This is a genomic window from Curtobacterium sp. MCBD17_034 (assembly GCF_003234515.1).
In the GTDB taxonomy this organism is placed as follows: Bacteria; Actinomycetota; Actinomycetes; order Actinomycetales; family Microbacteriaceae; genus Curtobacterium.
Genome location: NZ_QKTN01000003.1, coordinates 248141 through 274135 on the forward strand (window position 1 = coordinate 248141; position 25995 = coordinate 274135).

General features: G+C 72.0%; 26 protein-coding genes. 14 read left to right on the forward strand and 12 right to left on the reverse strand.

Annotation, left to right across the window (positions count from 1 at the left end; genetic code table 11):
- Nucleotides 1-125: 125 nt before the first annotated feature.
- From DEI92_RS07960 to DEI92_RS07975, 4 genes are all read right to left on the reverse strand, one after another.
- Nucleotides 126-1076 (reverse strand): NUDIX domain-containing protein, encoded by a 951-nt coding sequence (locus DEI92_RS07960; RefSeq protein ID WP_111013080.1) that lies wholly within the window; start codon nucleotides 1074-1076, stop codon nucleotides 126-128.
- Entirely contained in the window at nucleotides 1073-3238 is a 2166-nt protein-coding gene (locus DEI92_RS07965) for an RNA degradosome polyphosphate kinase (RefSeq protein ID WP_111010529.1), read from the reverse strand. The genes DEI92_RS07960 and DEI92_RS07965 overlap by 4 nt, the downstream gene beginning before the upstream one ends.
- A 91-nt stretch (nucleotides 3239-3329) precedes the next feature.
- Entirely contained in the window at nucleotides 3330-4205 is an 876-nt protein-coding gene (gene mshD, locus DEI92_RS07970) for a mycothiol synthase (RefSeq protein WP_111013081.1), read from the reverse strand.
- Complete coding sequence (locus DEI92_RS07975) at nucleotides 4198-4887, reverse strand: winged helix-turn-helix domain-containing protein (protein WP_181434755.1); 690 nt, start codon at nucleotides 4885-4887, stop codon at nucleotides 4198-4200. The genes mshD and DEI92_RS07975 overlap by 8 nt, the downstream gene beginning before the upstream one ends.
- 115 nt (nucleotides 4888-5002) lie before the next feature.
- Here DEI92_RS07975 and DEI92_RS07980 point away from each other — a divergent pair, with 115 nt between their 5' ends.
- The 3 genes from DEI92_RS07980 to DEI92_RS07990 all read left to right on the forward strand — a co-directional run bounded on the left by DEI92_RS07980 (nucleotide 5003) and on the right by DEI92_RS07990 (nucleotide 7249).
- On the forward strand, nucleotides 5003-5278 hold the full coding sequence (locus DEI92_RS07980; protein WP_111010526.1) for a hypothetical protein: 276 nt from the start codon (nucleotides 5003-5005) through the stop codon (nucleotides 5276-5278).
- Between the two features lie 247 nt (nucleotides 5279-5525).
- The gene (locus DEI92_RS07985) at nucleotides 5526-6122 is read left to right on the forward strand and encodes an FABP family protein (RefSeq protein WP_111010525.1); all 597 of its coding nucleotides are present in this window, start codon (nucleotides 5526-5528) and stop codon (nucleotides 6120-6122) included.
- A gap of 2 nt (nucleotides 6123-6124) precedes the next feature.
- On the forward strand, nucleotides 6125-7249 hold the full coding sequence (locus DEI92_RS07990; RefSeq protein ID WP_111013082.1) for a folate-binding protein YgfZ: 1125 nt from the start codon (nucleotides 6125-6127) through the stop codon (nucleotides 7247-7249).
- Between the two features lie 51 nt (nucleotides 7250-7300).
- Here DEI92_RS07990 and DEI92_RS07995 read toward each other — a convergent pair whose 3' ends face one another.
- A complete protein-coding gene (locus DEI92_RS07995) occupies nucleotides 7301-8074 on the reverse strand; it encodes a class I SAM-dependent methyltransferase (RefSeq protein ID WP_111013083.1) in 774 nt (257 codons plus the stop codon).
- A gap of 67 nt (nucleotides 8075-8141) precedes the next feature.
- Between DEI92_RS07995 and DEI92_RS08000 the strand changes: the two genes are divergently transcribed.
- On the forward strand, nucleotides 8142-8885 hold the full coding sequence (locus DEI92_RS08000) for a phosphoglyceromutase (RefSeq protein ID WP_111013084.1): 744 nt from the start codon (nucleotides 8142-8144) through the stop codon (nucleotides 8883-8885).
- A 96-nt stretch (nucleotides 8886-8981) separates the two neighbouring features.
- Here the strand turns inward: DEI92_RS08000 and DEI92_RS08005 are convergent, their stop codons facing one another.
- Together DEI92_RS08005 and phoU are read right to left on the reverse strand one after the other, a co-directional pair.
- Nucleotides 8982-9524, reverse strand: a complete 543-nt coding sequence (locus DEI92_RS08005) for an ATP-binding protein (protein ID WP_220037259.1) — start codon at nucleotides 9522-9524, stop codon at nucleotides 8982-8984.
- A 48-nt stretch (nucleotides 9525-9572) separates the two neighbouring features.
- A complete protein-coding gene (phoU, locus tag DEI92_RS08010; protein WP_111010556.1) occupies nucleotides 9573-10229 on the reverse strand; it encodes a phosphate signaling complex protein PhoU in 657 nt (218 codons plus the stop codon).
- Between the two features lie 173 nt (nucleotides 10230-10402).
- Here phoU and DEI92_RS08015 point away from each other — a divergent pair, with 173 nt between their 5' ends.
- A complete protein-coding gene (locus DEI92_RS08015) occupies nucleotides 10403-11566 on the forward strand; it encodes a cell wall metabolism sensor histidine kinase WalK (protein ID WP_111013085.1) in 1164 nt (387 codons plus the stop codon).
- Nucleotides 11563-12243 carry a response regulator transcription factor gene (locus DEI92_RS08020; RefSeq protein ID WP_111010520.1) on the forward strand — a complete coding sequence of 227 codons (681 nt, stop codon included), beginning with the start codon at nucleotides 11563-11565 and terminating at the stop codon, nucleotides 12241-12243. Before DEI92_RS08015 ends, DEI92_RS08020 begins: the two co-directional genes overlap by 4 nt.
- 231 nt (nucleotides 12244-12474) lie before the next feature.
- Here the strand turns inward: DEI92_RS08020 and DEI92_RS08025 are convergent, their stop codons facing one another.
- Nucleotides 12475-13011 (reverse strand): hypothetical protein, encoded by a 537-nt coding sequence (locus tag DEI92_RS08025; RefSeq protein ID WP_146242882.1) that lies wholly within the window; start codon nucleotides 13009-13011, stop codon nucleotides 12475-12477.
- 241 nt (nucleotides 13012-13252) lie between these two features.
- On the opposite strand from DEI92_RS08025, the gene DEI92_RS08030 reads away from it, so the two are divergent.
- From DEI92_RS08030 to rlmB, 4 genes are all read left to right on the forward strand, one after another.
- Nucleotides 13253-13735 carry a CarD family transcriptional regulator gene (locus DEI92_RS08030; protein ID WP_111010518.1) on the forward strand — a complete coding sequence of 161 codons (483 nt, stop codon included), beginning with the start codon at nucleotides 13253-13255 and terminating at the stop codon, nucleotides 13733-13735.
- A gap of 61 nt (nucleotides 13736-13796) precedes the next feature.
- Nucleotides 13797-15053 (forward strand): 2-C-methyl-D-erythritol 4-phosphate cytidylyltransferase, encoded by a 1257-nt coding sequence (gene ispD / locus DEI92_RS08035; protein WP_258370142.1) that lies wholly within the window; start codon nucleotides 13797-13799, stop codon nucleotides 15051-15053.
- Between the two features lie 35 nt (nucleotides 15054-15088).
- Nucleotides 15089-16504, forward strand: coding sequence for a cysteine--tRNA ligase (gene cysS, locus DEI92_RS08040; protein WP_111013087.1), 1416 nt, complete (start codon nucleotides 15089-15091; stop codon nucleotides 16502-16504).
- Nucleotides 16501-17514, forward strand: coding sequence for a 23S rRNA (guanosine(2251)-2'-O)-methyltransferase RlmB (gene rlmB / locus DEI92_RS08045; RefSeq protein WP_111013088.1), 1014 nt, complete (start codon nucleotides 16501-16503; stop codon nucleotides 17512-17514). Before cysS ends, rlmB begins: the two co-directional genes overlap by 4 nt.
- Before the next feature lie 15 nt (nucleotides 17515-17529).
- Here the strand turns inward: rlmB and DEI92_RS08050 are convergent, their stop codons facing one another.
- From DEI92_RS08050 to DEI92_RS08060, 3 genes are all read right to left on the reverse strand, one after another.
- On the reverse strand, nucleotides 17530-18405 hold the full coding sequence (locus tag DEI92_RS08050; protein ID WP_258370126.1) for a potassium channel family protein: 876 nt from the start codon (nucleotides 18403-18405) through the stop codon (nucleotides 17530-17532).
- Nucleotides 18406-18469: 64 nt separating this feature from the next.
- On the reverse strand, nucleotides 18470-19753 hold the full coding sequence (locus tag DEI92_RS08055) for a DUF4032 domain-containing protein (RefSeq protein WP_111010515.1): 1284 nt from the start codon (nucleotides 19751-19753) through the stop codon (nucleotides 18470-18472).
- 116 nt (nucleotides 19754-19869) lie between these two features.
- On the reverse strand, nucleotides 19870-20970 hold the full coding sequence (locus DEI92_RS08060) for an ABC transporter ATP-binding protein (protein WP_111013089.1): 1101 nt from the start codon (nucleotides 20968-20970) through the stop codon (nucleotides 19870-19872).
- 272 nt (nucleotides 20971-21242) lie between these two features.
- Here DEI92_RS08060 and DEI92_RS08065 point away from each other — a divergent pair, with 272 nt between their 5' ends.
- Both DEI92_RS08065 and DEI92_RS08070 read left to right on the forward strand, forming a co-directional pair.
- Entirely contained in the window at nucleotides 21243-22265 is a 1023-nt protein-coding gene (locus DEI92_RS08065; protein WP_181434756.1) for a thioredoxin domain-containing protein, read from the forward strand.
- A 163-nt stretch (nucleotides 22266-22428) separates the two neighbouring features.
- Complete coding sequence (locus tag DEI92_RS08070; protein WP_111013091.1) at nucleotides 22429-23367, forward strand: 2-deoxy-5-keto-D-gluconate 6-phosphate aldolase domain-containing protein; 939 nt, start codon at nucleotides 22429-22431, stop codon at nucleotides 23365-23367.
- Between the two features lie 31 nt (nucleotides 23368-23398).
- Here DEI92_RS08070 and DEI92_RS08075 read toward each other — a convergent pair whose 3' ends face one another.
- Nucleotides 23399-24094 (reverse strand): NAD(P)H-hydrate epimerase, encoded by a 696-nt coding sequence (locus DEI92_RS08075; RefSeq protein ID WP_111013092.1) that lies wholly within the window; start codon nucleotides 24092-24094, stop codon nucleotides 23399-23401.
- 40 nt (nucleotides 24095-24134) lie between these two features.
- Between DEI92_RS08075 and DEI92_RS08080 the strand changes: the two genes are divergently transcribed.
- Together DEI92_RS08080 and DEI92_RS08085 are read left to right on the forward strand one after the other, a co-directional pair.
- Nucleotides 24135-24944 carry an alpha/beta fold hydrolase gene (locus DEI92_RS08080; RefSeq protein WP_111013093.1) on the forward strand — a complete coding sequence of 270 codons (810 nt, stop codon included), beginning with the start codon at nucleotides 24135-24137 and terminating at the stop codon, nucleotides 24942-24944.
- Between the two features lie 10 nt (nucleotides 24945-24954).
- The gene (locus DEI92_RS08085) at nucleotides 24955-25986 is read left to right on the forward strand and encodes an aldo/keto reductase (RefSeq protein WP_111013094.1); all 1032 of its coding nucleotides are present in this window, start codon (nucleotides 24955-24957) and stop codon (nucleotides 25984-25986) included.
- Nucleotides 25987-25995 lie beyond the last annotated feature (9 nt).

Genomic DNA, 25995 nt, shown 5'->3' on the forward strand with positions numbered 1-25995 from the left:
GGGGACGACGCCGCTCGGTGAACGACGGGTGAACGAGCGGGGAACGGGATCGCGGGATCGTGCGGCGCAGTGCCGAGCGCGCTATACGTGGATCCGTGTGTGCCCGCTCCGGCACCGCAGGCGCGTCAGTCGTGGACGCCGGACGAGTGGGTCTCGACGGCGATGAGCTCGTCGTCGGCGATGTGGAGCACCGCGAAGTCCCCGGTCGAGAGCATCGCGGCCCGGTGCAGGTCGAAGCGCGAGTCCTCGCCCGAGGTCGCAGCGGCGATGTGCGCGATGATGTCGGGGAGCACCGGGCCGTGCGAGCAGAGCACGGTGGTGCGTGCCTTCCGGAGCCGCTTGCGCACGACCCCCGGCACGTCGCTCTTGCCGTGCTCGTGGGCGTCCTGGCTGATGTCGGCGGTGCTCGTGACGCCGATCTTCGTCCGCGCAGAGAGCGGCTCGACCGTCGCCAGGCATCGCGCGGCCGTGCTGCTCACGATCTTCCGCGGGCCGAAGGCGGCGATCGCCGGCGCGACCTGCTTGGCCTGCGTCCGCCCGACCGGCAGGAGTGGCCGGGTGGCGTCGGGTCCGCTCCACTGGTGCCGCGGCGTGGTCTTGCCGTGCCGGAGGGCGATCATCGCGAACGTCCGGTGCTGGCCCACGGCGGCCCGTTCGGCGAAGCGGTCGAGGATGGCGATGTCGCGCTCGTACGTGAGCATCGACCGTGCGGCGTCGATGTCCACCCACTCGAGCGCGGCGACCTCGTCGTTCGGGTGGAAGGCCCCGGCCCGCTCGATCTCGGTGTCCTTGACCTGAGCCACCCAGTAGTGGACGACCTTGTCGCGGCCGTTCGGGAGCACGTACTCGGCCGTACCGATCGGAGCACCGAGGTGCACGCGGTAGCCCGTCTCCTCACGGATCTCGCGGACCGCTGCATGCGGCACCGACTCGCCCGGGTCCACCTTGCCCTTGGGGAACGAGACGTCCTTGTGGTGCTCGCGGTGGATCAGGAGCACCTGGGGGCCGCCCTCGTGCCGTCGCCAGCACACGGCACCGGCGGCGACCACGAGGCCGTCGGGTGTCGTCTGACTCATCGGGAGGAACGCTTCCGCGCTGAGATCTGGCGCATCAGGCTGTCCTGCAGGTCGAGTAGGGGTTCGCCGTCGTCGTCCACCGCGTGCCGGGTCCACTCGCCGTCGGACTCGAGGTGCCACGAGCTCGTGGTGTCGGCCATCGCGAGGTCGAACAGCCGCTCCATCTCGTCGATGTGCCGCGGCGCGGTGAGTCGGACGAGGGCCTCGACGCGGCGGTCGAGGTTGCGGTGCATCATGTCGGCACTGCCGATGTAGACCGCCGGGTCGCCGTCGTTGTGGAACGAGAAGACCCGCGAGTGCTCGAGGTACCGGCCGACGATGGAGCGCACGCGGATGGTCTCGCTGTAGCCCTCCATCGCGGGCTTGAGCGAGCAGATGCCACGGACCCAGATGTCGATCGGGACACCCGCCTGGCTGGCGAGGTACAGGGCGTCGATGATCTCCTCGTCGACCATCGAGTTCACCTTGATCCGGATGCCCGAGGGCTTGCCCGCGAGCGCGTTCACCGTCTCGGTGTGGATCCGCTTGAGCAGGCCCTTGCGGAGGTGGAGCGGGGCGACGAGCAGCCGCTTGAACTTCTTCTCGATCGCGTAGCCGGACAGCTCGTTGAACAGGCGGGTGACGTCCTTGCCGACCTGATCGTCGGTGGTGAACAGCCCCATGTCCTCGTAGATACGGCTCGTCTTCGGGTTGTAGTTGCCCGTGCCGATGTGCGTGTAGTGCCGCAGCCCGTTCTTCTCCTGGCGGATCACCAGGGCGATCTTGCAGTGTGTCTTGAGCCCGACGAGTCCGTAGACGACGTGCACCCCGGCACGCTCGAGCTTGCGCGCCCAGCCGATGTTGTTCTGCTCGTCGAACCGGGCCTTGATCTCGACGAGTGCGAGCACCTGCTTGCCGGCCTCCGCGGCGTCGATCAGGGCCTCGACGATGGGGCTGTCACCCGACGTCCGGTAGAGCGTCTGCTTGATGGCCAGGACGTTCGGATCGGCGGCGGCCTGCTGCAGGAACGCCTGCACGCTCGTGGAGAAGGACTCGTACGGGTGGTGGACGAGGACGTCCTCGCGTCCGATCGCACGGAACAGGTCGGGCTTCATGTTCGGCTCGTCGGGCTGCAGCTGCACCGCGGTGGTGGGCACGTGCCGCGGGTAGTGCAACTCCGGGCGGTTGATCTTGGCGATCTCGAACAGCCCGCCGAGGTCGAGCGGCGACGGCAGACGGAAGACCTCTTGCTCGGTGACGTCGAGCTCGCGGATGAGCAGGTCGAGGGTCACCGGGTCCATGTCCTCGGTGATCTCGAGGCGGATCGGCGGCCCGAACCGGCGTCGGAGCAGCTCGCGCTCGAGCGCCTGCAGGAGGTTCTCGGCCTCGTCCTCCTCGATCTCGACGTCCTCGTTGCGGGTGACGCGGAACACGTGGTGCTCGACCACCTGCATGCCGGGGAACAGGTCGTCCAGGTGGTTCGCGATGAGGTCCTCGAGCGGGATGAAGCGCAGCCGCCCCGACCCGTCGTCCGGGAGCTGCACGAAGCGCGGGAAGTTCTGCGGCACCTTGAGCCGGGCGAACTCCTGTCGCTCCGTCTTGGGGTTCCGCACCCGCACCGCGAGGTTGAGGGAGAGTCCCGAGATGTAGGGGAACGGGTGGGCCGGGTCGACCGCCAGGGGCATGAGCACCGGGAAGATCTGGTCGGTGAAGTACTCGTCCATCCGGACGCGGTCGGCCTCGGCCAGGTCCGACCAGTTCTCGACGTGGATCCCCGCGGCGTCGAGGTCGGGCTTGAGCGAGTCGCGGAAGGCGTGCGCGTGGCGGTCCTGGAGCTCGTGGGCGTCGCGGGCGATGTCGGCGAGCACGTCGAGCGGGGCGCGGCCCACGTTCGTCGGCACGGCGATGCCGGTGTCGATGCGGCGCTTGAGCCCCGCGATGCGCACCATGAAGAACTCGTCGAGGTTCGAGGCGAAGATCGCGAGGAAGTTCGCACGCTCGAGCAGGGGAACCGCGCGGTCCTCGCCGAGTTCGAGCACGCGCTGGTTGAACCGGAGCCAGCTGAGCTCGCGGTCGAAGTACCGATCCGTCGGCAACGACTCGTGCTCGACGCGGACGATCTCGTCGAAGTCGTCGAGATCCGGGGTGACGGATTCGCCGTCCAGCTGCGGCTCGGTTTCCATGAACTCATCCTGCCATCCGGGTCCCCCACGCGGTGGTGGTGGGACGACCTCGTGGAGAACCCAGGGCGAACGGACGACGTGGAGGCGTCGGTCAGGGCGCCCCGTACTGCACGTCCACCGCGTGCTCGGTGAACCCGGTGCGACGGTAGAGCGCGAGCGCCGGGACGTTGTCGCCCTCGACGTAGAGCGCCGCCGCGGTGAGTCCCCGCCCGCGCAGACGCGCCATCCCCGCGCGCATGAGCACGCCGCCGATCCCCTGCCCCTGCAGGTCCGGGCGCACGGCCACGGCGTAGAACTCACCGATGCCGTCCTCGACCTTGAGCCAGCAGGAGCCGGCGAGCCGGGGGTCGTCTCCGCGTCGGAGGAGGAGCAGGTCGGCACCATCGAACCACGGCTCGCGCTCGCGGTCGCGGAGGTCGTCGAGCGTCATCCGGCCCTGCTCCGGGTGGTGCGCGAACGCGGCGGCGTTGAGGTCGAGCCAGGCGTCCTCGTCGATGCCCGGACGGAACGCGTCGACGTGCTGGTCGGCCGGGAGGCCCGGGTCGGCCGCGACGCGGACCTCGCCTCCGCCTGCCGGTGCGGTCCCGGCCCCTGCGCTCCCCTCCGTGAGTGGGGCGCGCAGCTGGAGCAGCCGGCGGACGGGGTGCCACCCGGCCCGGGCCGCGAGGGCCCGCGCCGCCGGTGCGTCGCCGTGGGCCCATGCGAGCGACGGAACCGGTCGGACCGCGAGCGCACGGTCGACGAGCGCGGTCCCGATGCCGCGGCCCCGGGCCTCCCGGCCGACCGCGAGTTCGAGTTCGCCGTCGCGCAGCACCGCGACCCCGCGGCCGTCGTCGTCGCTGAGGACGCGGGCGCGTCCGGCGCGGACGTCGACGAGGGTCTGGTCGGAGAACGGCGGTGCCTCGCCGTGGGCGGCGGCCTCGGCCGCGAGCGCCCGGACGAGGTCACCCGCTGCGGTGTCAGACACCGTCGCCGGCCAACCGGTCGGCGTCGTCGTCGTAGACGTTGAAGCGGTAGCCGACGTTGCGGACGGTGCCGATGAGCGACTCGAGGTCCCCGAGCTTCGCGCGCAGACGCCGGACGTGGACGTCGACCGTGCGCGTGCCGCCGAAGTAGTCGTAGCCCCAGACCTCGCTGAGCAGCTGCTCGCGCGTGAACACCCGTGAGGGGTGGGTCGCGAAGAAGCGGAGGAGCTCGAACTCCTTGAAGGTGAGGTCGAGCGGCCGGCCGCGCACCTTTGCCGAGTAGCTCGCCTCGTCGATGACGACGCCCGACGCCTGGATCTTCGACCCGGACTGCGCCTGAGAGGCCCGGCCCACGACGAGGCGGATGCGGGCGTCGACCTCGGCCGGGCCGGCGGTCTCGAGCACGACGTCGTCGATGCTCCACTCGCTGTTCACCGCGGTGAGTCCACCCTCGGTCACGACGAGCACGACCGGCGTGGTCGATCCGGTGGTCGAGAGGATCTTGCAGAGGGACTTCGCGCTCACGAGGTCCGTCCGGGCGTCGACGAACATGAGGTCGCTCGACGGCGCGTTGACCAGCTGCGAGGCCTCGGCCGGGACATGTCGGATGCGGTGGCTCAGGAGACCGAGCGCGGGCAGCACCTCACCGGGCGCGGTCGAGGTGAGCACCAGCAGCTGGGCCACGGAACCTCCAGGACGGGTCGGGGCGGTCCCCCACATCCTAGTGACGCCCCCGGGCGGACCCTGCGCCCGGTCCCGGCACCGGCCGCACGCCCCGCGCCGGTGCGATGATGTGACGATGAGCGACACGACACGGACGAGCCGCATGACCACCCTGTCGGTCGTCCCGGTGTGGGTGCTCGCCGTGGTCGGGGCCGTCCTCGTCCTGCTGCTCGCGCACGAGGACCCCTTCGCCTGGATGCTCCTCGTGCTCGTGGGCAGCGTGCTCGTCGGCTTCGTGCTCCAGCTCGCGACCCAGACCAAGGACGGACTCGTGCTCCGCATCAGTGCGGCGTCGTCCGGGGCGTTCGTCGTGGTGCTCGTCGGGACCGTCCTGCTGCTCGTCCGAGCGTGACGGGCGCGACGGGCAGCACGGGCGCCACCGGCCGGACGGGGCCGACGGCCTGACGGATCGCCCGGCCTGCGGCTCGCCGTCCGCGCCGGACGCGGGAGCGTCAGGGCCGCCGCGTAGACTCCGGGCATGGATTCGCTGCTCCCGCTCGAGCTCTTCTACGTGGGTCTCCTCGGGCTCGCGTCGCTCGCCATCGCGTTCACATCGGTCGTCGTGCTCGTCAAGCTCTTCAAGGGTCAGCGCTGACCCGATGATCGACATCCCATCGAACCTCCCGGCCGAGCTCGTCCCGCTGTCCTGGCTCATCGGCGTGTGGGAAGGCACGGGCGTCGTGCACTACCCCGTGGGCGACGACGTCCGTGAGCACGAGTTCGGCCAGCGGGTCAGCTTCAGCCACGACGGCCTGCCCTACCTCAACTACTCGTCGTCCGCCTGGCTCCTCGACGAACGGCAGACGCCACTCACCGCCGAGATGGGGTACTGGCGGCTCGACCGTCCGTCCGAGCCGGGGGACCGCGGTCCCGCCATGCTCCTGGGCGAAGGCGCGATGCCGTTCACCACCGCCCGGAGCGTCGAGGCGCTCCGCAACAACGACGACGGCTTCGACATCGAGGCCTCGATCATCCACCCGACCGGCGTCAACGAGCTCTACGTCGGGCGCATCCACGGGCCCCGGATCGATCTGTCGACCGACGCCGTGATGCGCTCCTCGAACGCCAAGGAGTACTCCGCGGCGACGCGCATGTACGGCCTCGTCGAGGGCAAGTTGTTCTGGGCGTGGGACATCGCGGCGCTCGGGCAGGAACTCACCTCGCACGCCTCCGGGCAGCTCGCCCGGGTCGAGTGACCATGTCGAACGCCGACGGCACCACCTCGCCGGACCGGGAGGGCACCCCCTTCGCGACGCGGGACGGGTACGTCGACGACGGCGCGGGTGTCGCGGCGCACTACGGCAACCCGCTCGGCGAACAGCGTCTGCTCGAGCGGGGCCGCGCCGTGGTCGACCTCGGCACGTACGGCGTCGTCACGGTGACCGGCCCGGACCGGCTGTCGTGGCTCAACTCGATGACGACGCAGCTGTTGCTCGGCCTCGCTCCGGGCGTCCCGACCGAGACCCTCGTGCTCGATGCCTCCGGACGACTCGAGCACGCGGCGCGCGTCGTCGACGACGGCACCACCACCTGGCTCGTGACCGACCCCGGCGACGCCGCACCACTCGCGGCGTGGCTGACGTCGATGCGGTTCATGCTCCGCGTCGACGTGGCCGACCGGTCGGCCGAGCACCGGGTCGTCGGCGCCTTCGCGGACGCGCCCCTGGCCGCGTTCGCCCCCGTCGTCACCTGGACGGACCCCTGGGCCGCGATCGCCGTCGGTGGCTGGAGCTACGCCGACCCGTCCGACCACCCGGGCCGGGACTGGTCGCTCCGTCTCGCCGTGCTCACGCCCGCGGACGCCGCCGCGCTCGCCGCGTCCGACGTGCCCGTCGCGGGCACGCTCGCCCTGGAGGCCCTGCGCATCGCCGCGTGGCGCCCGCGTCTCGCGGACGCCGACGAGCGAACGATCCCGCACGAGCTCGACTGGATGCGTTCCGCCGTCCACCTCGACAAGGGGTGCTACCGCGGGCAGGAGACCGTCGCGAAGGTGCACAACCTCGGGCATCCGCCGCGCCGCCTCGTGCTCCTGCACCTCGACGGCTCCCAGGGGGTCCTGCCCACGCCGGGCGCCGTGGTCCGGGTGCAGTCCGACGACGCCGAGGTCGGCCGGGTCACCGCGGTGGCGACGCACCACGAGCTCGGTCCGATCGCGCTCGCGGTGGTCAAGCGCACGGTCGACCCGACCGCGGTCCTCGTCACGGACGCCGAGGACACCTTGGTCACGGCCGCGCAGCAGGTGATCGTCCCGCCGAGCGCGGGGGCGACCGCGGACGTGCCCCGGATGCCGCGCCTCGGCGCGGTCCGACGCCCGACCTCCTGACCCCTGTGCCGCCGACGTCGGTCCGGCGGCGGCGCGCTGATCCGGCCGCGCTCACGCCGGCGCGACCGCCGACCACGGCACGGTCACCTCGCCGAGGCGCCATCGGGTGACGCCGTGGAGGACCGGCCACCCCCGGTCGCGCATCGCCCGGACGGTGGCGATCCACCGCTGGCGGGGCCCGTAGGTCCCGAGCGGCGCGGCGACCGCCCACGCGTGGTCGAGGTCCCGCAGGTAGTCGTGCACGCGCTCCCCGGGCACGTTCCGGTGGATGAGTGCCTTCGGCAGCCGTTCGGCCACGATCGAGGGGGCCTCGAGTCCGGCCAGGCGGAGCGACACCGTGAGGGTCTGCGGGCCGCCCCGCGTGACGTCGATCCAGCTCGCGACGCGGCCGACCTCGTTGCACGTGCCCTCGACCAGGACCCCGTCGGGCTGGAGTCGGTCGGTCATGAGCGCCCAGGCGGCCGGGACCTCGTCCTCGGCGTACTGGCGAAGCACGTTGAACGCGCGGATGACGGCGGGGCGACGACCCCGGGGCGTGGGTGTCTCGAATCCGCCGAGCCGGAACGTCACCGCGTCACGTTCGGCGAGCCGTGCGATCCGGACCCGCTCGGGCTCGATCTCGATCCCGGTGACCTCGACGTCGGGCCGGACCCGCGCCAGGCGGTCCCGGAGTTCGAGCGTCGTCGTCGGGCTCGCCCCGTAGCCGAGGTCGGCCACGAGCGGATCCTCCGTGCGGCGCAGCACCGGGAGTGCGGCGATCCACCGGTCCACGCGCCGCAACCGGTTCGTGCCGGTGGTGCCGCGCGTGACGTTCCCGATCGGCATCCACCCAGGGTAGGGCCAGGGCGGGCTCGTCCGATCGGGCCTCCGGGCCGCTCGGTAGACTCCGGGCATGACCTCGACACTCGTCCTCCTGCGGCACGGCAACAGCGACTGGAACCAGAAGAACCTCTTCACCGGTTGGGTCGACGTGCGGCTCAGTGAGCTCGGCGAGCAAGAGGCGAAGCGTGCGGGGCAGCTCATCGCCGAGTCGGGGATCGTGCCCGACGTCCTCTACACCTCGGTGCTCACGCGGGCGATCCAGACGGCGGACATCGCCCTGCTCGAAGCCGACCTCGCGTGGCTGCCGGTCAAGCGGAACTGGCGTCTCAACGAGCGGCACTACGGCGACCTGCAGGGCAAGGACAAGGCGCAGACGCTCGAGCAGTACGGCGAGGAGCAGTTCATGGAGTGGCGTCGGTCGTTCGACGTCCCGCCGCCCCCCATCGCCGACGACGCCGAGTGGTCCCAGGCGCACGACCGGCGGTACGCGGGCCTCGGCGACGACCTGCCGCGGACGGAGTCGCTCGCGCTCGTGATCGACCGCCTGCTGCCGTACTGGCAGTCGGACATCGTGCCCGACCTCGCGGCGGGCCGCACGGTGCTCGTCACCGCCCACGGCAACTCGCTCCGGGCGCTCGTCAAGCACCTCGACGGCATCTCGGACACCGACATCGCCGGCCTCAACATCCCGACGGGCATCCCCCTGGTGTACGAGCTCGACGACGAGCAGCGTCCGACCGGTCCCGGCCGGTACCTCGACCCGGACGCCGCCGCCGCGGGTGCCGCCGCGGTCGCCGCTCAGGGCAAGAAGTAGGGGCAGCTCCCGGCCTTCCCCCTCCCCGCCGAGATCGCACAACGCGCCGCTCACCTCCAGAGGTGAGCGGCGTGTTCTGCGATCTCGGCGCCCTCTTCAGGCGCCGAAGTGTCGGCTGATCTCCAGCACCAGTTGCGCGACGTCGAGGGCCGCGCCGGTGTCGACCCGCACGACGGGCCCGAGCCCGACCGGCCCCGCGGCGGCCGCGTGCTCGTCCCAGAAGGCGAGCACGTCCTCCAGATCGCCGTGCGTGGGGTGCCGCAGGGGCGAGCCGGGGTCGTACCGGTCGCGCAGGCGTTCCTCGGCGACCGTCCGGTCGACGTCGCACCAGACCTCGACGAACCGCGGGGACCCGGCGCGCGCCAGTCCCGTCACGAGGTGCTCCCGATCACGCGTCGGGAGCCACACCGCGTCGAGCACGACGCCGGCTTCGACCGCCGCGGCCATGCCCCAGACGGTGTCCATCGCGACGCCGCCCAGTGCACGCGACGTGATCATCGGGCCCGCGATGTCGGCGAGCGGTTCCTTGACGGCGTCCTTCGACAGGAGCGGGCATCCGAGCACCTCGGCCAGGCCGGCCGCGAGCGTGGTCTTGCCCGATCCCGGGAGTCCGTTGACGAGGATCGCGACGGCAGCCATACGACCATCCTCGCAGAGCCGGGTCGGCCATCGACCCGGCGGGTCCGGCTACTCGGCCGCCGCGCCCACCCAGTCGCCGGTCGCCAGGTACTGCACCTTCTTGGCGATGGACACGGCGTGGTCGGCGAAGCGCTCGTGGTACCGGCTGGCGAGGGTCGCGTCGACCGTGTCGATCGTCGCGCCCTTCCAGGTCTCCCCGAGCACGGCGTCGAACACGCTGGCGTGCAGCTCGTCGACCCGGTCGTCCTCGTCACGGATCTCCTCGGCGAGGGTGACGTCCTCGGTCAGGAGCAGCCGCGCGAGCTTGTCGGCCATCGCGACGTCCAGGGCGCCCATGTCGCGGAACGTGGAGCGGAGGCTCTTCGGGACGACCTTCTCCGGGAAGCGGTAGCGGGCGAGCTGCGCGATGTGCTCGGCCATGTCGCCCATGCGCTCGAGCGAGGCGCTGATGCGGAGCGCACTGACGACGGTCCGGAGGTCGCGGGCGACGGGGGCCTGGCGGGCCAGGATGTCGATCGCGAGCTCGTCGAGCGACTGGGCGGCGTGGTCGATCTTCGCGTCGTCGGCGATCACCTGCTCGGCGAGCGCGACGTCCGAGTCGTTGAACGCCGTGGTCGCGCGGTCGATCGCGGTCGCCACGAGCGCGGCGATCTCGGCGAGCCGCTCCTGGACGTCCTGGAGCTCCTGCTGGAACACTTCGCGCATCATGAGCCCTTCCGTCGGCACATCTCACCTGGTGCATCGTCGGCGGATGCCCGAACAGTGTCGGCCGTCCAGGTGAACGGACGGTGACGGCCGACTGAACGGTCGTCGCGGCACCCCCGGTCCTCCGTGCACCGGGGCTGGAGGGGTGGGCGTCCGTCCTTACACTGGCGTCCATGGACAACGCGTGGCTCGTGCCACTGTCGATGCTCCTCGGCGGTGTGTTCGGTGCGGGCGTCGTGGTGTTGGTGATCGCGGCGGAGCGGACCGCCCGGGCGGCCGACGTCGCCGAGCGGCACCTGCCGGACGGCGTCGCGGCGGTGATCGCGACGATGCACAACCCCGCGGTGGTCGTCGACCCGTCGAACACGGTGGTCGCGGCCTCGCCGCAGGCGCTCGTCGTGGGCCTCGTCGTGCGGCGGCGGCTCGTGCACGACGAGCTCGTCGACCTCGTGGACCGGGTGCGCCGCAGTGGCGAGAACGCGACCGAGGACCTCGAGCTGACCCGGGGGAGCCGCGACGCGGTCGGGTACCTCGGGTTCCGCGCGGCGTTGCTCGGGAACCGGTACGTGCTGCTCACCGCCGACGACCTCACCGAGAGTCGACGGATCGACGAGGTCCGTCGTGACTTCGTCGCGAACATCTCCCACGAGCTCAAGACCCCGATCGGTGCGATCGGCCTGCTCGCCGAGACCCTCGTCGCGGCGGCGGACGACCCGGAGCACGTCCGCCGGTTCGCCGCCCAGCTCGTGACCGAGTCCGAGCGGCTCGGCGCACTGACGAAGGACATCATCGAGCTGTCCCGGCTGCAGTCGCTCGACGTCGTCGAGACGAGCGAGGAGGTCGCCGTGGACGGCATCGTGCAGGCGGCGATCGACGCGAACTCGGTCGTCGCCGCGAGCCGCGACATCCAGATCGTCCGCGCCAAGAAGTCGAAGCTCCGGGTCATGGGCGACGCGGCGCTGCTCCAGGTCGCGGTCTCGAACCTCGTCGCGAACGCGGTCAAGTACTCACCGGACCACACCCGCGTCGGACTCGGCGTGCGGCGGGCGGACGGCTTCGTCGAGATCACCGTCACCGACCAGGGGGTCGGGATCCCGGAGGTCGACCTGGACCGCGTTTTCGAGCGGTTCTACCGGGTCGATCCTGCGCGGTCCCGGGCGACCGGCGGCACCGGCCTCGGGCTCGCGATCGTCAAGCACATCGTCGCGAACCACGGCGGCGACGTCCGCGTCTGGTCCCAGCCCGGCCGCGGATCGACGTTCACCATCCGGATCCCGGAAGCCGACCCTGAACTCACATCAGCCCTCGAAGAGCACCTGGAAGAGCAGCAATCGTGACCCACATCCTCATCGTCGACGACGAACCCGCCCTGAGCGACCCCCTGAGCTTCCTGCTGCAGCGCGAGGGCTACGAGACCACCGTGGCCGCCGACGGCGTCGCCGCACTCGCGCAGTTCGACGCCGTGACGCCGGACCTCGTGCTCCTCGACCTCATGCTCCCGGGGCTGCCCGGCACCGAGGTCTGCCGACAGATCCGGACGCGGTCGAACGTGCCGATCATCATGCTCACGGCGAAGGACTCCGAGGTGGACGTCGTCGTGGGCCTCGAGCTCGGTGCCGACGACTACGTCACGAAGCCGTACTCGACCCGCGAGCTCCTGGCCCGGATCCGCGCGGTGCTCCGGCGCCGCGTCGACGACGACCAGGCGGACAGCGGCGTGCTGCAGGTGGGCGCCATCCGGATGGACGTCGAGCGGCACACGGTCACCGTGGACGGCGCCGAGACGCCGATGCCGCTCAAGGAGTTCGAGCTCCTCGAGCTGCTCCTCCGGAACGCCGGGCGCGTCCTGACCCGCGGTCAGCTCATCGACCGCGTGTGGGGGTCCGACTACTTCGGGGACACGAAGACCCTCGACGTGCACATCAAGCGGATCCGCTCGAAGATCGAGCGGACGCCGTCCGTGCCCGAGGTGCTCGTCACCGTGCGCGGGCTCGGCTACCGCATCGAGGCCTGATCCGGCGGCCGCCGACTGGGAGGGACGGTGCGGGCCCGACCCGCGCCTCTCGGCCGCGCGCGGCGCTGCCTGCCCGGCGCTGCCTGCGCGGCGCTGCCTGCGCGGCGCTGCCTGCGCGGCGCTGCGTCCGCGGCGGCCGGTCCGATCCGATCCCCGTTCGGCGGGGCGGACGACGCGGCGCCCCCGACCCGGAGGTCGGAGGCGCCGTCGGTGCTGCGGGACGTCGGACCGTCAGCCGACCGGCGTGGCCGTCGAGGTCGGCGTCGGCGTGAGGGTGGGGGTCTGCGACTGCTGCGGGGTGGGCAGGAGCGTGCGGTACTCCTCCATCGCGCCGTTCAGCACGGGGACCGAGATCGACTTGCCCGAGGCGCCGGAGTAGGTGAAGTAGACGCGGGCCAGCGAGCCGGCCTTCGAGTCGAGCTTCGGGAACACGACCTCCTGCGCGGTGGGGCTCGTGCTGCCGAGGTCCACCGAGGAGTTGCCCGGGATGACGACGGTCACGGACTGCCCCGCGTGGTCCTTCGGCTCGATCGTCACGGTGCGCTTGCTGTCCGCGTTGTTCACGAGCGACGCGACGAGCCGTGCCCGCTTGCCGTTCTTGGTGAGGAGGAGGGCGTTGCGCACGTCGACGGCACCGACGGAGGTGCTCACGCCGTCACTCGCGTTGTACCCCTTGGTGGTGCCGGCCTCGGTGAGGAACTCGCAGCCGGCGGTCCCGACGGCGATGGACGCCGCCACGGCGATGGACACGAGAACCCGAGCTCTCACACTTTCCTCCAGGAGTCACGATGCTTGACCGGTGGGACAGCCGTCATGGACGCATCCGAGCTTGGCGCGGTGCGGCTGGGGCCGCTGTCAGCGACCCGCGCGACACCGGATCGCAGCGGGCCCACGGCGACCCGCCCCATCCTAGCGATGGGCGGGGGCACTGCCCGTGCAGCCCCACCGGCCGCCCATTACTCGACAAATGCTTGTGGTAAACTGAAGGTCTCGGAACGGAGCTCAACACATGCAATTCGAGGTCGGCGAAACCGTCGTCTACCCCCACCACGGGGCGGCAACCATCTCTGAAGTCAAGACGCGGATCATCAAGGGCGAGGAGAAGGTCTACCTCAAGCTGCGTGTCACCCAGGGTGACCTGACGATCGAGGTGCCGGCGGACAACGTCGACCTCGTCGGTGTCCGTGACGTCATCGGCAAAGAGGGCCTGGACCGCGTGTTCGAGGTCCTGCGCGCCCCGTTCACCGAGGAGCCGACGAACTGGTCGCGCCGGTACAAGGCGAACCTCGAGAAGCTCGCCTCGGGTGACGTCATCAAGGTCTCCGAGGTCGTCCGCGACCTCTGGCGCCGCGACCAGGACCGCGGTCTCTCCGCCGGCGAGAAGCGCATGCTCGCCAAGGCCCGTCAGATCCTGATCTCCGAGCTCGCCCTCGCCGAGAAGACCGACGAGGACCAGGCCTCGACCGTCCTCGACGAGGTCCTCGCCTCCTGATGCATCCGTGACCCTCCGGTCACCCACGACGGCGCCGACGTCCCATGACGTCGGTGCCGTCGTGCGCGCGGTCGTCGTGGTCGCGGCGGGTTCGGGGACCCGGCTCGGGTTCGGCGTCCCGAAGGCGTTCGTGCCGGTCGCCGGCCGCCGGATGCTCGAGCGGGCGCTCGAACCGCTGTTCACGCTCGCCGAGCCCACGTTCGTCGTGGTCGTCGCTCCCGTCGAGCGGCTCGACGAGTGCCGTGCCCTCGTCGCCGACGTCGCCGGACCGGCGGTCGGCCACACGGCGGTCGTGCCGGGAGGCCCCGATCGCCACGCGTCCGTCGAGGCCGGCCTGGCAGCCCTGCCGGACTCCGTCGCCTCGGTGCTCGTCCACGACGCCGCCCGGTGCCTCACCCCGGCCGACCAGGTCGAGCGGGTGTTCCAGGCCGTGCGGACCACGGGCGCGGGGGTCGTCCCGGCGCTCCCGGTGACGGACACCGTGAAGCGCGTCGACGTCCTCGGTCCCGGTGACGGCGCCGTCGTCGTGGAGACCGTGGACCGAGCCGCACTGGTCGGTGTGCAGACGCCCCAGGGGTTCCCGCTCGACGCACTCCGGGCCGCGTACGCGTCCGCCGCTCGCTCCGAGACCGACGACGCCGGGGTGTTCCAGGCCGCGGGCGGCGTGGTGCACGTGGTGGCGGGTGACGCGGACGCCTTCAAGATCACGACCGCCTGGGACCTCCGTCGCGCGGAGGCCGTGGTGGCCGACCGCGGGGCGGACCGGCGGCCGTCGGGTTCGCCTGGTCCGGGCCTCCCGGCCGAGGTGCCGGTCGCCACACGCGTCGGGCTCGGTGTCGACGTCCACGCGTTCGACGCCGCGGTGCCGTGCCGGGTCGGGCTGCTCGCGTTCCCGGATGAGCCCGGACTCGCGGGCCACAGCGATGGGGACGCCGTCGCGCACGCGGTGTGCGACGCCCTGTTGTCCGCCGCCGGGCTCGGGGACATCGGCGGCCGGTTCGGGACCGATGATCCCCGCTACGCCGGCGCGTCGGGGACCGTGTTCCTGCAGGGGGCGGTGGCGCTCCTGGCCGAGGCCGGTTGGGTGCCGACGAGCGTCAGCGTGCAGGTCATCGGGAACCGGCCGCGGATCGGTGCCCGGCGCGAGGAGATGCAGGACGCACTCGCGGCGGTCGTCGGTGTGCCGGTCGCGGTGTCCGGGACGACCACCGACGGCCTCGGGTTCACGGGTCGGGGCGAGGGGCTCGCCGCCATCGCCACGGCGCTCGTGCACAGGGCGACGGGTGCCGACACCGTCCACATGGCGGCCGTCGACTGAGTCACGCGGACGGACGACCCCATAGTCTTGAGGCCGTGACCGTTCGCCTGTACGACTCCCGCGTGGGGGAGGTCGTCCCCTTCACGCCGCTGACCGACGGCCACGTGGGCATGTACGTCTGCGGTCCGACGGTGCAGTCCTCCCCGCACATCGGGCACCTCCGTTCGGCGCTGGTCTACGACCTCTGGCGGCGGTGGCTCGTGCACCGTGGGTACGAGGTCACGCTCGTCCGGAACGTCACGGACATCGACGACAAGATCCTCGACCTCGCGGCCGGGTCCGGCGAGGAGTGGTGGGCCCGCGCCTACCGGTTCGAGCTCGAGTTCGCGGCCGGCTACCGGGCGCTCGGGATCCTCCCCCCGACCTACGAACCGCGGGCCACCGCGAGCGTGTCCGAGATGCAGGCGATCATCACGCGCCTGGTCGAGCGCGGGCACGCCTACCCCGCGGCGGACGACTCGGGCGACGTCTACTTCGACACGGCGAGCTGGCCGGACTACGGAGCGCTGACGCACCAGCGTCGCGACGACATGGTGGACGCCACCGATGCCGATCCGCGGGGCAAGCGCGACCCGCGTGACTTCGCCCTCTGGAAGGGCACGAAGGCGGGTGAGCCCGCATCCGCGTCCTGGCCGTCCCCGTGGGGTGCGGGGCGACCGGGGTGGCACATCGAGTGCTCCGCGATGTCCCGGCGGTACCTGGGTGCGGCGTTCGACATCCACGGGGGCGGCCTCGACCTGCGCTTCCCGCACCACGAGAACGAACTCGCGCAGTCGACGGCGGCCGGTGACGCCTTCGCCACCTACTGGCTGCACAACGGCCTCGTCACGGTCGACGGCCAGAAGATGTCGAAGTCGCTCGGCAACTCGATCTTCGCGGCGGACTTCCTCGCGGCCGCGCGCCCCGTCGTGGTGCGGTACTTCCTGGCGTCGGCGCACTACCGCTCGACGATCGACCACCACGAGGGCTCCCTCGCCGAGGCCGAGGCGGCGTTCGAGCGCATCGCCGGGTTCCTGTCGCGTGCCCGCCGGCGCCTCGTGGACGAGCCCGTGCGCGTGGCCGCCGTCGTCCCCGACGCGTTCGCCGCCGCGATGGACGACGACCTCGCCGTTCCGCAGGCCCTCGCGGTGCTCCACGAGACGGTCCGGGCCGGCAACGCCGCGCTCGACGCCGACGACATCGCCGCGCTCGGCGCCGCCCACCAGCAGGTCACGGCCATGGTCGAGGTGCTCGGGATCGACCCGCTCGCCGACACCTGGTCCGCCGGCCCCGAGGCCTCGGACCGCGCCGCCGGTCCGCTCGCCCAACTCGTCGAGCGGCTCGTCGCCGAGCGCACCACTGCCCGTGCCGCCCGCGACTTCGCCACGGCGGACCGCGTGCGCGACGACCTCGCCGCCGCCGGCATCACGATCGAGGACACCCCCTCCGGAACCCATTGGAGCATCGCGTGAAGAACACCTCCGGCAAGCGCAAGGGCCGTCCGGGCGCCGTCCGCTCCGGCCGCACCGGCAACAAGCAGGTCGGTTCGGGCGGGCAGGGGCGCCAGGCGCTCGAGGGGCGTGGCCCCACCCCGAAGGCCGAGGACCGGCCGTACCACCCCGCGGGCAAGCGCAAGGCCGCGCAGGAACGGCTCGAGACCGCCCGTCAGCGGCACGGTGCGTCGAGCGCGCCGCAGCCCCGCGCCTCCCGGCCGGCACCGCGGCGGTCGGGTGACGAGTCGGAGCTCGTGACGGGGCGCAACTCCGTGCTCGAGGCGCTCCGCGCGCGGATCCCGGCGAGCACGCTCTACGTCGCCGCCCGGATCGAGGTCGACGACCGCGTCAAGGAGATCCTGGCGCTGGCGACGCACCGCGGTGTGCCGGTGCTCGAGGTCATGCGGCCCGAGCTCGACCGCATCTCGGGCCACGACGCGGTGCACCAGGGTGTCGCGCTCAAGGTGCCGCCGTACGAGTACGCCCACGCGGACGACCTCGTCGACGCGGCCGAGCGTCGCGACCAGGTGCCGTTGCTCGTGGCACTCGACGGCGTGACGGACCCCCGGAACCTCGGCGCGATCATCCGCTCCACGGCTGCGTTCGGCGGCCACGGTGTCATCGTGCCGCAGCGCCGTTCGGTCGGCGTCACGGCCTCGGCGTGGAAGACCTCGGCCGGTGCCGCGGCGCGCATCCCCGTGGCGATGGCGCCGAACCTCACGCAGACGCTCAAAGCCCTGCAGCAGCGCGGGCTGTTCGTGCTCGGACTCGACGGTGACGGCGACGTGCAGCTCGACGAACTCGAACTCGCCGACCGGCCGATCGTCATCGTCGTCGGGAGCGAGGGCAAGGGCCTGTCGCGGCTCGTCACGGACACGTGCGACGCCGTCGTGTCGATCCCGATCTCGAGCGCCACGGAGTCGCTCAACGCCGGGATCGCCGCGAGCGTCACCCTGTGGGAGGTCGCCCGCCGCCGTCGACGGGCCTGACGCTCGGATCCGTCGTCACCGGGACTGCGCTGGAGGCGTCGTCCGCGGGGTCGGTGCGGCTGCGGCTGCGGCGGGTGCCGTTCCTGCTGGTGTGGGTGCGGCTGCGGCGGGTGCCGTTGCTGCTGCTGTGGCTGCGGAGGCCACTCCCGCGGTCGGTGCGGTCCGAGCGTCCGCGAGTTCGGCGCGCAGCGCGCGGATCTCGGCGGCGAGCTCGCGGACCTGCCGCTGGGTCACCGCCTGGCTCTCCTCGTCGCGGCGTCCGACCTGGTCGATGATCCAGCTCGCCAGGGTCGCCGTGACGACACCGATGAGCGCGATGCCGCCGATCATCACGGCGGCCGCGATCAACCGGCCCTCGGGCGTCACCGGCACGACGTCGCCGTAGCCCACCGTGGTGATCGTGACGAGCGCCCACCAGATCGCGGCGCCGAAGTCCGTGATCGTCGCGTGCGGGGCGTGGCGCTCGACGTCGAGCATCGCCAGTGCCGCGACGAACACGAGCAGCGCGGTCGTCACCGTCACGTAGATGATGACGCGGCCCCGGACCGCCGTGCCGGTGGTGCGTTGCAGGACCCGGAACAGCTGCACGAGGCGGAGGAGCCGCAGCGGGCGGAGCGTCGGGAGGGCGATCGCCGCGAGGTCGAGCAAGTGGCGGCGGAACCACCGGCCGCGGTGCTCCGCGAGGACGAGCATGACGACGTAGTCGACCGCGAACATCACCCAGGTGGCGTTGATGACGAGATCCGACGGCAGGGCGGCTGCGCCGTGCAGGTCCGCGAGCACCTGGACGGCGAACGCCACGAGGAACGCCACGGCGGCGACCGTGAGCGGCCACTGGCTCATGCGCTGCCAGCGGGCCTGGTCCCACACGCGCTGTTCCTCGGACGTCACGGTCCGACCGTATCGTCGGTGTCGTCGCCCACGAGCCGGTGTCGTCACCGGTGCACCGCAGCCGTCAGACGTTCGCCCGCCAGTCCTCGTCCTCGTCCTCGTCCTCGAGGGGCAGCGCGATCGAGTTCGTCGGCGGGTCGATGAGCATGCGCTCGTCGCGGCGGTGCCGCAGCACGTCGTTCATGTAGGCCGTGGTGGCCTCGGGCAGCGACACCGACCGCTGCTCCTGCTGCGCCATGTACCAGCGGTGCTCGAGGAGCTCGTGGAACACCTCGGCGGGTTCGAGCCGCCCGCGGAGCTCCCGGGGGATCGCCCGGACCACGGGTTCGAAGACGCGGGACACCCACTCGTGCGCGACCATCTCCTCGTCGAGTTCGTCGCGGCCGTTGCGGGCACGGTAGGCGTCGAGGTCGTTGAGGAGCCGCCGTGCCTGGTTCTCGCCGGCGTCGATGCCGGTGAGCCGGAGCAGCCGCCGCTGGTGGTGGCCAGCGTCCACGACCTTCGGCTGGATACGGACCTGCTGGCCGCCCTCGGTCGTGCGGATCGCGAGTTCCTCGATGTCGAACCCGAGGTCGTTGAGGCGCTCGACCCGGCTGTTGATGCGCCAGCGCTCCGAGGCGTCGAACTCCTCGGACCCGGTCAGTTCCTTCCACAGCGTCCGGTACTGGGCCACGATGCCGTCGGACACCGTGACCGGGTCCGCGTTCTCGTCGAGGCGACCGCCGGCCTCCAGGTCGAGGAGCTCGCCGGCGATGTTGACGCGCGCGATCTCGAGGTCGTTCTCACGCTGCCCGTTCGACAGGCCGCCGGGGTAGAGCTTGCCCGTCTCGGCGTCGACGAGGTACGCGGCGAACGCACCGGCGTCGCGGCGGAAGAGGGTGTTCGAGAGCGACACGTCGCCCCAGAAGAAACCGATGATGTGCAGCCGCACCAGGAGGACCGCCAGGGCGTCGACGAGGCGCGTCGCGGTGTCCGGCCGCAGCGTCTGCGAGTAGAGCGCGCGGTACGGGAGCGAGAACCGGAGGTGCCGGGTCACGAGGACCGGCTGCAGGGCCTCCCCGTCGCGTCCCACGCGGTTCGTGATGACGGCGACCGGGTCCACGCACGGGACGTCCATGCGCTGGAGCGTCCGGAGCATGTCGTACTCACTGCGGGCGAGCTCCTCGCTCGTCTCCTTGACCGCCACGACGTAGCCGCTGAGGTGCACGAACCGCACGAGGTGTCGCGAGATGCCCTTCGGCAGCGCGGCGATCGTGTCGTCGGGCCAGGCGTCGAGCGGGAGGTCCCACGGCAGGTCGAGCAGGCCAGGGTCGACGGTGGCGGCGGTGATGGACATCGAGTCGGGCACGAGGGGGTCGCTTTCGGTGGTGCAGGGTGCGGACGGTACGGTCTGGCCGAACGCCGGGAGCCTGCCGGCCCGCCTTCGTGGGGCGGTCCGGCAGGCTCCCGGTGGTGTCGGTCCGATCAGGCGCTGACGACGGCCTTGTCGCCGAGGCGCTCGCCCGACTCGGTGTCGAACACGTGCACGCGGCCCGGCTGGGCCGTGATGTACACGGTGTCGCCCGCGAAGGGGTGGTGACGGCCGTCGACGCGTGCGACGACGTCGACGCGGCTCCCGGCGGCCTCGCTGTGGCCGTACAGGTAGCCGTCGGCGCCGAGCTCCTCGACGACGTCGACCTGGACCGGCAGCCCCTCGCCCGACTGCGAGACGACGACGTCCTCGGGGCGGACCCCGATGGTGACGTTCGACGACTTGGCGTTGCTGAGGACGTCGCGGTCGACCGCGGCGACCGACGTGCCGAAGCGCACGCCACCGTCGGCGATGTCCGCCGGCAGGAGGTTCATGGCCGGCGAGCCGATGAACCCGGCGACGAACACGTTGTTCGGCTTCTCGTACAGGTCGCGCGGGGTGCCGACCTGCTGGAGGATGCCGTCCTTGAGGACCGCGATGCGGTCGCCCATGGTCAGGGCCTCGGTCTGGTCGTGCGTGACGTAGACGGTCGTGACCCCGAGCCGACGCTGGAGCGACGCGATCTGCGTGCGGGTCTGGACGCGGAGCTTGGCGTCGAGGTTCGACAGCGGCTCGTCCATGAGGAACACCTGGGGCTGACGGACGATCGCGCGGCCCATCGCGACGCGCTGCCGCTGACCACCCGAGAGCGCCTTCGGCTTGCGCGAGAGGTACTGCTCGAGGTCGAGGAGCTTGGCCGCCTCGAGGACGCGGGTCGCGCGCTCCTCCTTGCCGACGCCGGCGATCTTGAGCGCGAAGCCCATGTTCTCGGCGACGGTCATGTGCGGGTACAGCGCGTAGTTCTGGAAGACCATCGCGATGTCGCGGTCCTTCGGCGGGATGTCGGTGACGTCGCGGTCACCGATGAGGATCCGGCCGTCGTTCACTTCTTCCAGGCCCGCGAGCATGCGGAGGGAGGTCGACTTGCCACAGCCCGACGGGCCGACGAGGACGAGGAACTCGCCGTCCGCGATGTCGAGGTCGAGGCCGTCGACGGCGGGGCGGTTGCCTCCGGGGTAGAGACGGGTTGCCTTGTCGTAGGTGACGGACGCCATGATGCGTTCTTGCTCCTTCACCGGCAGGTACGTGCCGGACGATCCGTAGTGAGGAACGGTGACCCTGAGGCCCCCGGATGGGCGACATCGACCATCGAGGGACATACAACACGGTTTCGCACGTCGGCGCCAGTGGCGCGGCCGTCGATGGGCCTCCCGACCACGGTCTCCCAGCCCACGCAAGTACACTTCCCAGGTCCGTCCGGGCGGTGCGGGAGGTACCGCGGACGACAGGAGGGCCGGAGGGGCCGGCCCGATCACGGAGGACCGGTATGACGAATCGTCCCGAGGGCGACGAGCGCGCCACGCGGAACGAGCGCCGCGCGGCTGCGAGGATCCGAGCACAACAGGCCAGGGCCCGCCAGAAGCGACGCCAGCGCGGTGTGCGCATCGGGCTGCAGGCGGGCCTCGTCGTCGTCCTCATCGCGATCGTCGCGGTCGTGTCGATCGTGCTCGTCCGCTCGGTGCAGCCGGCCGGTCCGGGGCCCGCGCACATGGCGGGCGGCGGCATCACCATCGGGCAGGGGCTGCGCGCGGTCGGAGCGGGGCGCGGTGACGCCGGCGGCGCGGGGCGTGCCACGTCGAGTGCGTCGGCGTCCGCCGGTTCGAGCGGCACCGCATCGGCGACGCCGAGTGCTTCGGCGACCGGGGACGCCTCGGGTGCGGTCGACGTCGCGGGCACCGTCCACATCACGATGTACATCGACTACCTCTGCCCGATCTGTGGCCAGTTCGAGCACGAGAACAACGCGTACATCCGGGGCCTCGTGACGTCCGGTGCCGCGACCGTCGAGATCCACCCCATCGCGATCCTGACGAACCGATCGCAGGGCACGAAGTACTCGCTCCGTGCGGCGAACGCGGCGGCCTGTGTGGCGAACTCGTCGCCCGACCAGTTCTTCGCCGTGAACCAGGCGTTGTACGCCGAGCAGCCCGAGGAGAACACGAAGGGCCTCGACGACGCACAGCTCCGACACCTCGTGGCGGGCGTGCACGGGATCCGGCACCTCGACGCCATCGAGCGGTGCATCGACACCCAGCGCTACGCCGCGTGGGTGGACGCCCGGACGAACGACGTCCTCACCCACGGGGTGCCCGGCACCGGGCTCCGGCAGCTCACCGGCACGCCGACGATCTTCGTGAACGGCAAGCGGTACGACTACAGCCTGCCGTTCACGAACGCCGAGTTCCGGACCTTCGTCGTGACCGCCGCGGGCAGCACGTACGCGTCCGGCGACGAGACGCCGGCGCCGACCCCGACCCCGACTCCGACCGCGACGTCCTCGGCGGGCTGACCCGACCCGCGGGCGGGCGAGCCGATCCGCGGGCGGGCGAGCCGACCCGCGGCCGGCCGCGCCGACCCGCGGCCGGTCGCGCCGACCCTCGGGCGGCTGCCAGGGCGACGGCGTTCGATCGGTGGAGGCGGGCCTCCCGGGCCGCGCCCGGAGGGAGCGCCACATGTCCACGTTCGACGACCGACCGCAGCTCGACGCGGAGCATCCCGTGTTCATCCTGGCGATGGACCACCGGGACTCGCTCGCCAAGCACACCTACCGGATCGCGTCCGGACAGCCCGACGACGAGGACGACATCCAGCGGATCCGGGACGGCAAGATGCTCGTCTACCGGGGGCTGCTCGACGCCCTCACCCGCGGAGCCGACCGAGAGCGCACCGGCGTGCTCGTCGACGAACGCTACGGCGCCGAGGTCGCACGGGCGGCCAAGGCCGCGGGACTCCAGCTCGCGATGCCGATCGAGGCGTCGGGCCACGACTTCTTCACGTTCGAGTACGGCGACGGGGACGACGGGCTGTGGATGCAGCACGTCGAGGAGTTCGACCCCGACCACGTCAAGGTCCTCGTCCGCGACAACCCGGACCTCGACGCCGACGAACGACGCGGGCAGGCCGAACGGCTCGCCGGCGTGACGAGCACCCTGCGCGACGCGGGCCGGTCGTTCCTGCTCGAACTGCTCGTCCCCGGCACGGACGAGCAGAAGGCGTCGGTCGAGGACTACGACCGGGACCTGCGCCCGTCGCTCACCGTCGACGTCATCGGGTTCCTGCAGGAGCACGGCGTGGATCCGGACATCTGGAAGATCGAGGGCCTCGACCGCCGCGAGGACGCCGAGCGGGTCGTCGCCGCCACGAAGCAGGGCGGCCGGGACAGCGTGCAGTGCGTCATCCTCGGTCGGGACGCCTCGGAGGACGCGCTCGACCACTGGCTCTCGGTGGCCGCACCACTCGACGGGTTCGTCGGCTTCGCGATCGGCCGGAGCATCTGGGAGCAGCCGCTCGGCGACGTCCTGGACCGCGGCCTCGCCGAGGAGGACGCCCAGGACCTCATCGCCGTCACGTACCTGCGGTTCGTCGAGGCGTACCGGGAGGCGCGGGGCTGAGTCCCGCGGGGCGGGTGCGCTCCCGGTCGGGTCAGGTCCGGACGAGCGGCTCCACGGCGGCGAGGTCCGCGACGATGCCGACGTCGACGAGCACGACGCGTCCCGCGAGGGCCCGCCCCGGACCGCGCAGCAGCCCCGCCTTGACGCCGCCGAACGTGACGGTCACGTCGGCCTCGAGCACGTGGTCGTCGGCGACCGCGCCCGTGTCGGGGTCGATGCCGCTCGGGACGTCCACGGCGACGACGGACGGAGCGCGCTGGTCCCGCGCGAGGTCCCGGATGACGCCCACGGCCTCCCGTGCGGGCGAGCGGAGTGCCGTCGAGCTCGTCCGTCCGATCCCGAGCACGGCGTCGAGCACGAGGTCGGCCCGCAGCGCCGCCGCCCGCACCGTCTCGTCGTCGTCCGGGTGCTCGAGGAGGACCGCGCCGGCCTGCTGCGCGGCCGCCGCCCCCGCCTCGTGCACGCGCGACCCGAGGCACAGCACCTCGACGCGGTGACCGCGTGCGGCGAGCGCCGCACCGGCGAACAACGCGTCGCCGCCGTTGTCGCCGCTGCCGACGAGCAGGAGCACGGTGCGCTCGCCGTCGCCGGGGACGACCGCGGGGTCGCCGAGCAGCTCGTCGACCACGTCGGCGAGTCCGGCGGCGGCCCGCTGCATGAGCGGCTCGCCCGCGGCGAGGTGCGGCGCCTCGGCCGCCCGGATCTGGTCTGCGCCGTAGCCGTCCATGCCGCCACGATGCCACGTCGTCGGTAGCCTGGTCCGCGCCATGTCGCTCGTCCCCGAAGCCCCCCGTCCACGCGTCGTCGTCTCGCCGGACGGTCTCGACATCGCCACGTACGACCACGGCGACCCGGACGCCCCCGCGGTGGTCGCCGTGCACGGGTTCGCGTCCTCCGGGCTCCTCAACTGGCACGCGTCGGGGTGGACCCGTGACCTCACGCGCACCGGCCACCGCGTCGTCGTCGTCGACCTGCGCGGGCACGGCCGCAGCAGCAAGCCGCACCGGCCGCAGGAGTACTCGATGGACCTCCTCGTCGCCGACGTCACCGCGGTCGTCGACGCCTACCTGCTCGACGACGTCGCGTACCTCGGGTACTCGCTCGGGGCACGCGTCGGATGGCACACCGCGGACCGGATCCCCGACCGGATCAGTCGAGCGGTCCTCGGGGGCATCCCGGACGCGGACCCGATGCGACGGGTCCGGGTCGACCAGGCGCGGGCGTTCATCGAGCGTGGCGAGCCCGTCGAGGACCGCGTGACGAACGCCTACCTGACCATGGCCTCCGGTGTCCCGGGCAACGACCTCCGTGCGCTCGTCGCGATGGTCGAGGGGATGCGGGACAGCGTCGAGCCCAGACCGGACAACGCGCCGACGCAGCCGTTGCTCCTGGCGGCGGGGAGCGAGGACGGCATCCTCGCGGCGTCGCAGCGCCTCGCGGCCGCGGCGCCGCGTGCCGAGTTCGTCGAGATCCCGGGCCGGAACCACTTCAACGCGCCGACCTCGCGGGCGTTCCGGGAGGCCGCGATCGCGTTCCTGCAGCGCACCCGCGCGGACGCGGAGGCCACCCAGGGCTAGCGTCCACGACATGGACTACAGACTCCTCGGTAACAGCGGTGCCGCCGTGTCGTCGTTGACGCTCGGCACCATGACGTTCGGCAGTGAAGCCGACGAACCCACCTCACGCACGATCCTCGACGCATTCGTCGAGGCCGGCGGTACCTTCATCGACACGGCGGACGTCTACTCGGGCAACGAGTCCGAGCGGATCATCGGTCGCTGGCTCGCAGACCACCCGACCGAGGCGCAGCAGGTCGTCATCGCCACGAAGGGCCGGTTCCCCCAGGGCGACGGCCCGAACGACGTCGGCCTCTCGCGCCGCCACCTGACGCGGGCGCTCGACGCGTCCCTCGAGCGGCTCGGTGTCGACTACATCGACCTGTACCAGATGCACGCGTGGGACGCCCTGACGCCGATCGAGGAGACCCTCCGGTTCCTCGACGACGCCGTGTCCGCCGGCAAGATCGGCGCGTACGGGTTCTCGAACTACCTCGGCTACCAGATCACGAAGGCGGTCTACGAGGCGAAGGCGAACCACTGGGCTCCGCCCGTGACCCTGCAGCCGCAGTACAACCTGCTCGTGCGCGACATCGAGCACGAGATCGTGCCCGCGTGCCTCGACGCGAACATCGGTCTCCTGCCGTGGTCGCCGCTCGCCGGCGGGTGGCTGTCGGGCAAGTACCAGCGGGACCAGGCCCCGACGGGTGCGACCCGGCTGGGTGAGAACCCGAAGCGCGGCATGGAGGCGTGGGAGGCGCGGAACGCCGACGAGCGCACGTGGGCCGTCCTCGGGGCGGTCGGCGCGGCCGCGGAGGCCCACGGCACGTCGTACTCGCAGGTCGCGTTGGCCTGGCTGCTCGCGCAGCCGGCCGTCACCTCGGTCATCCTCGGTGCCCGCACGGTGGAGCAGCTGCAGGACAACCTGGCGTCGGCGGACCTCGTGCTGACCCCGGAGGAGCTGACGGCGCTCTCCGAGGCGAGCACGCCCCGTATCGACGACTACCCGTACGGCACCGCCGGTGTGGCGCAGCGCGACCGGAAGCTGACCGGGGGCCGCTGAGCGTCCCCC

Coding starts and splice junctions, on each gene's coding strand:
- DEI92_RS07995 (WP_111013083.1), bottom strand. CDS start 8,074: ATGCCGATCGGGAACGTCACGCGCGGCACCACCGGCACGAACCGGTTG.
- DEI92_RS07960 (WP_111013080.1), bottom strand. CDS start 1,076: ATGAGTCAGACGACACCCGACGGCCTCGTGGTCGCCGCCGGTGCCGTG.
- DEI92_RS08080 (WP_111013093.1), top strand. CDS start 24,135: ATGTCGCTCGTCCCCGAAGCCCCCCGTCCACGCGTCGTCGTCTCGCCG.
- DEI92_RS08065 (WP_181434756.1), top strand. CDS start 21,243: ATGACGAATCGTCCCGAGGGCGACGAGCGCGCCACGCGGAACGAGCGC.
- DEI92_RS08075 (WP_111013092.1), bottom strand. CDS start 24,094: ATGGACGGCTACGGCGCAGACCAGATCCGGGCGGCCGAGGCGCCGCAC.
- phoU (WP_111010556.1), bottom strand. CDS start 10,229: ATGCGCGAAGTGTTCCAGCAGGAGCTCCAGGACGTCCAGGAGCGGCTC.
- DEI92_RS07990 (WP_111013082.1), top strand. CDS start 6,125: ATGTCGAACGCCGACGGCACCACCTCGCCGGACCGGGAGGGCACCCCC.
- DEI92_RS08030 (WP_111010518.1), top strand. CDS start 13,253: ATGCAATTCGAGGTCGGCGAAACCGTCGTCTACCCCCACCACGGGGCG.
- DEI92_RS07965 (WP_111010529.1), bottom strand. CDS start 3,238: ATGGAAACCGAGCCGCAGCTGGACGGCGAATCCGTCACCCCGGATCTC.
- DEI92_RS08015 (WP_111013085.1), top strand. CDS start 10,403: ATGGACAACGCGTGGCTCGTGCCACTGTCGATGCTCCTCGGCGGTGTG.
- DEI92_RS08005 (WP_220037259.1), bottom strand. CDS start 9,524: ATGGCTGCCGTCGCGATCCTCGTCAACGGACTCCCGGGATCGGGCAAG.
- DEI92_RS08085 (WP_111013094.1), top strand. CDS start 24,955: ATGGACTACAGACTCCTCGGTAACAGCGGTGCCGCCGTGTCGTCGTTG.
- DEI92_RS08070 (WP_111013091.1), top strand. CDS start 22,429: ATGTCCACGTTCGACGACCGACCGCAGCTCGACGCGGAGCATCCCGTG.
- DEI92_RS07985 (WP_111010525.1), top strand. CDS start 5,526: ATGATCGACATCCCATCGAACCTCCCGGCCGAGCTCGTCCCGCTGTCC.
- DEI92_RS08060 (WP_111013089.1), bottom strand. CDS start 20,970: ATGGCGTCCGTCACCTACGACAAGGCAACCCGTCTCTACCCCGGAGGC.
- DEI92_RS07980 (WP_111010526.1), top strand. CDS start 5,003: ATGAGCGACACGACACGGACGAGCCGCATGACCACCCTGTCGGTCGTC.
- DEI92_RS08000 (WP_111013084.1), top strand. CDS start 8,142: ATGACCTCGACACTCGTCCTCCTGCGGCACGGCAACAGCGACTGGAAC.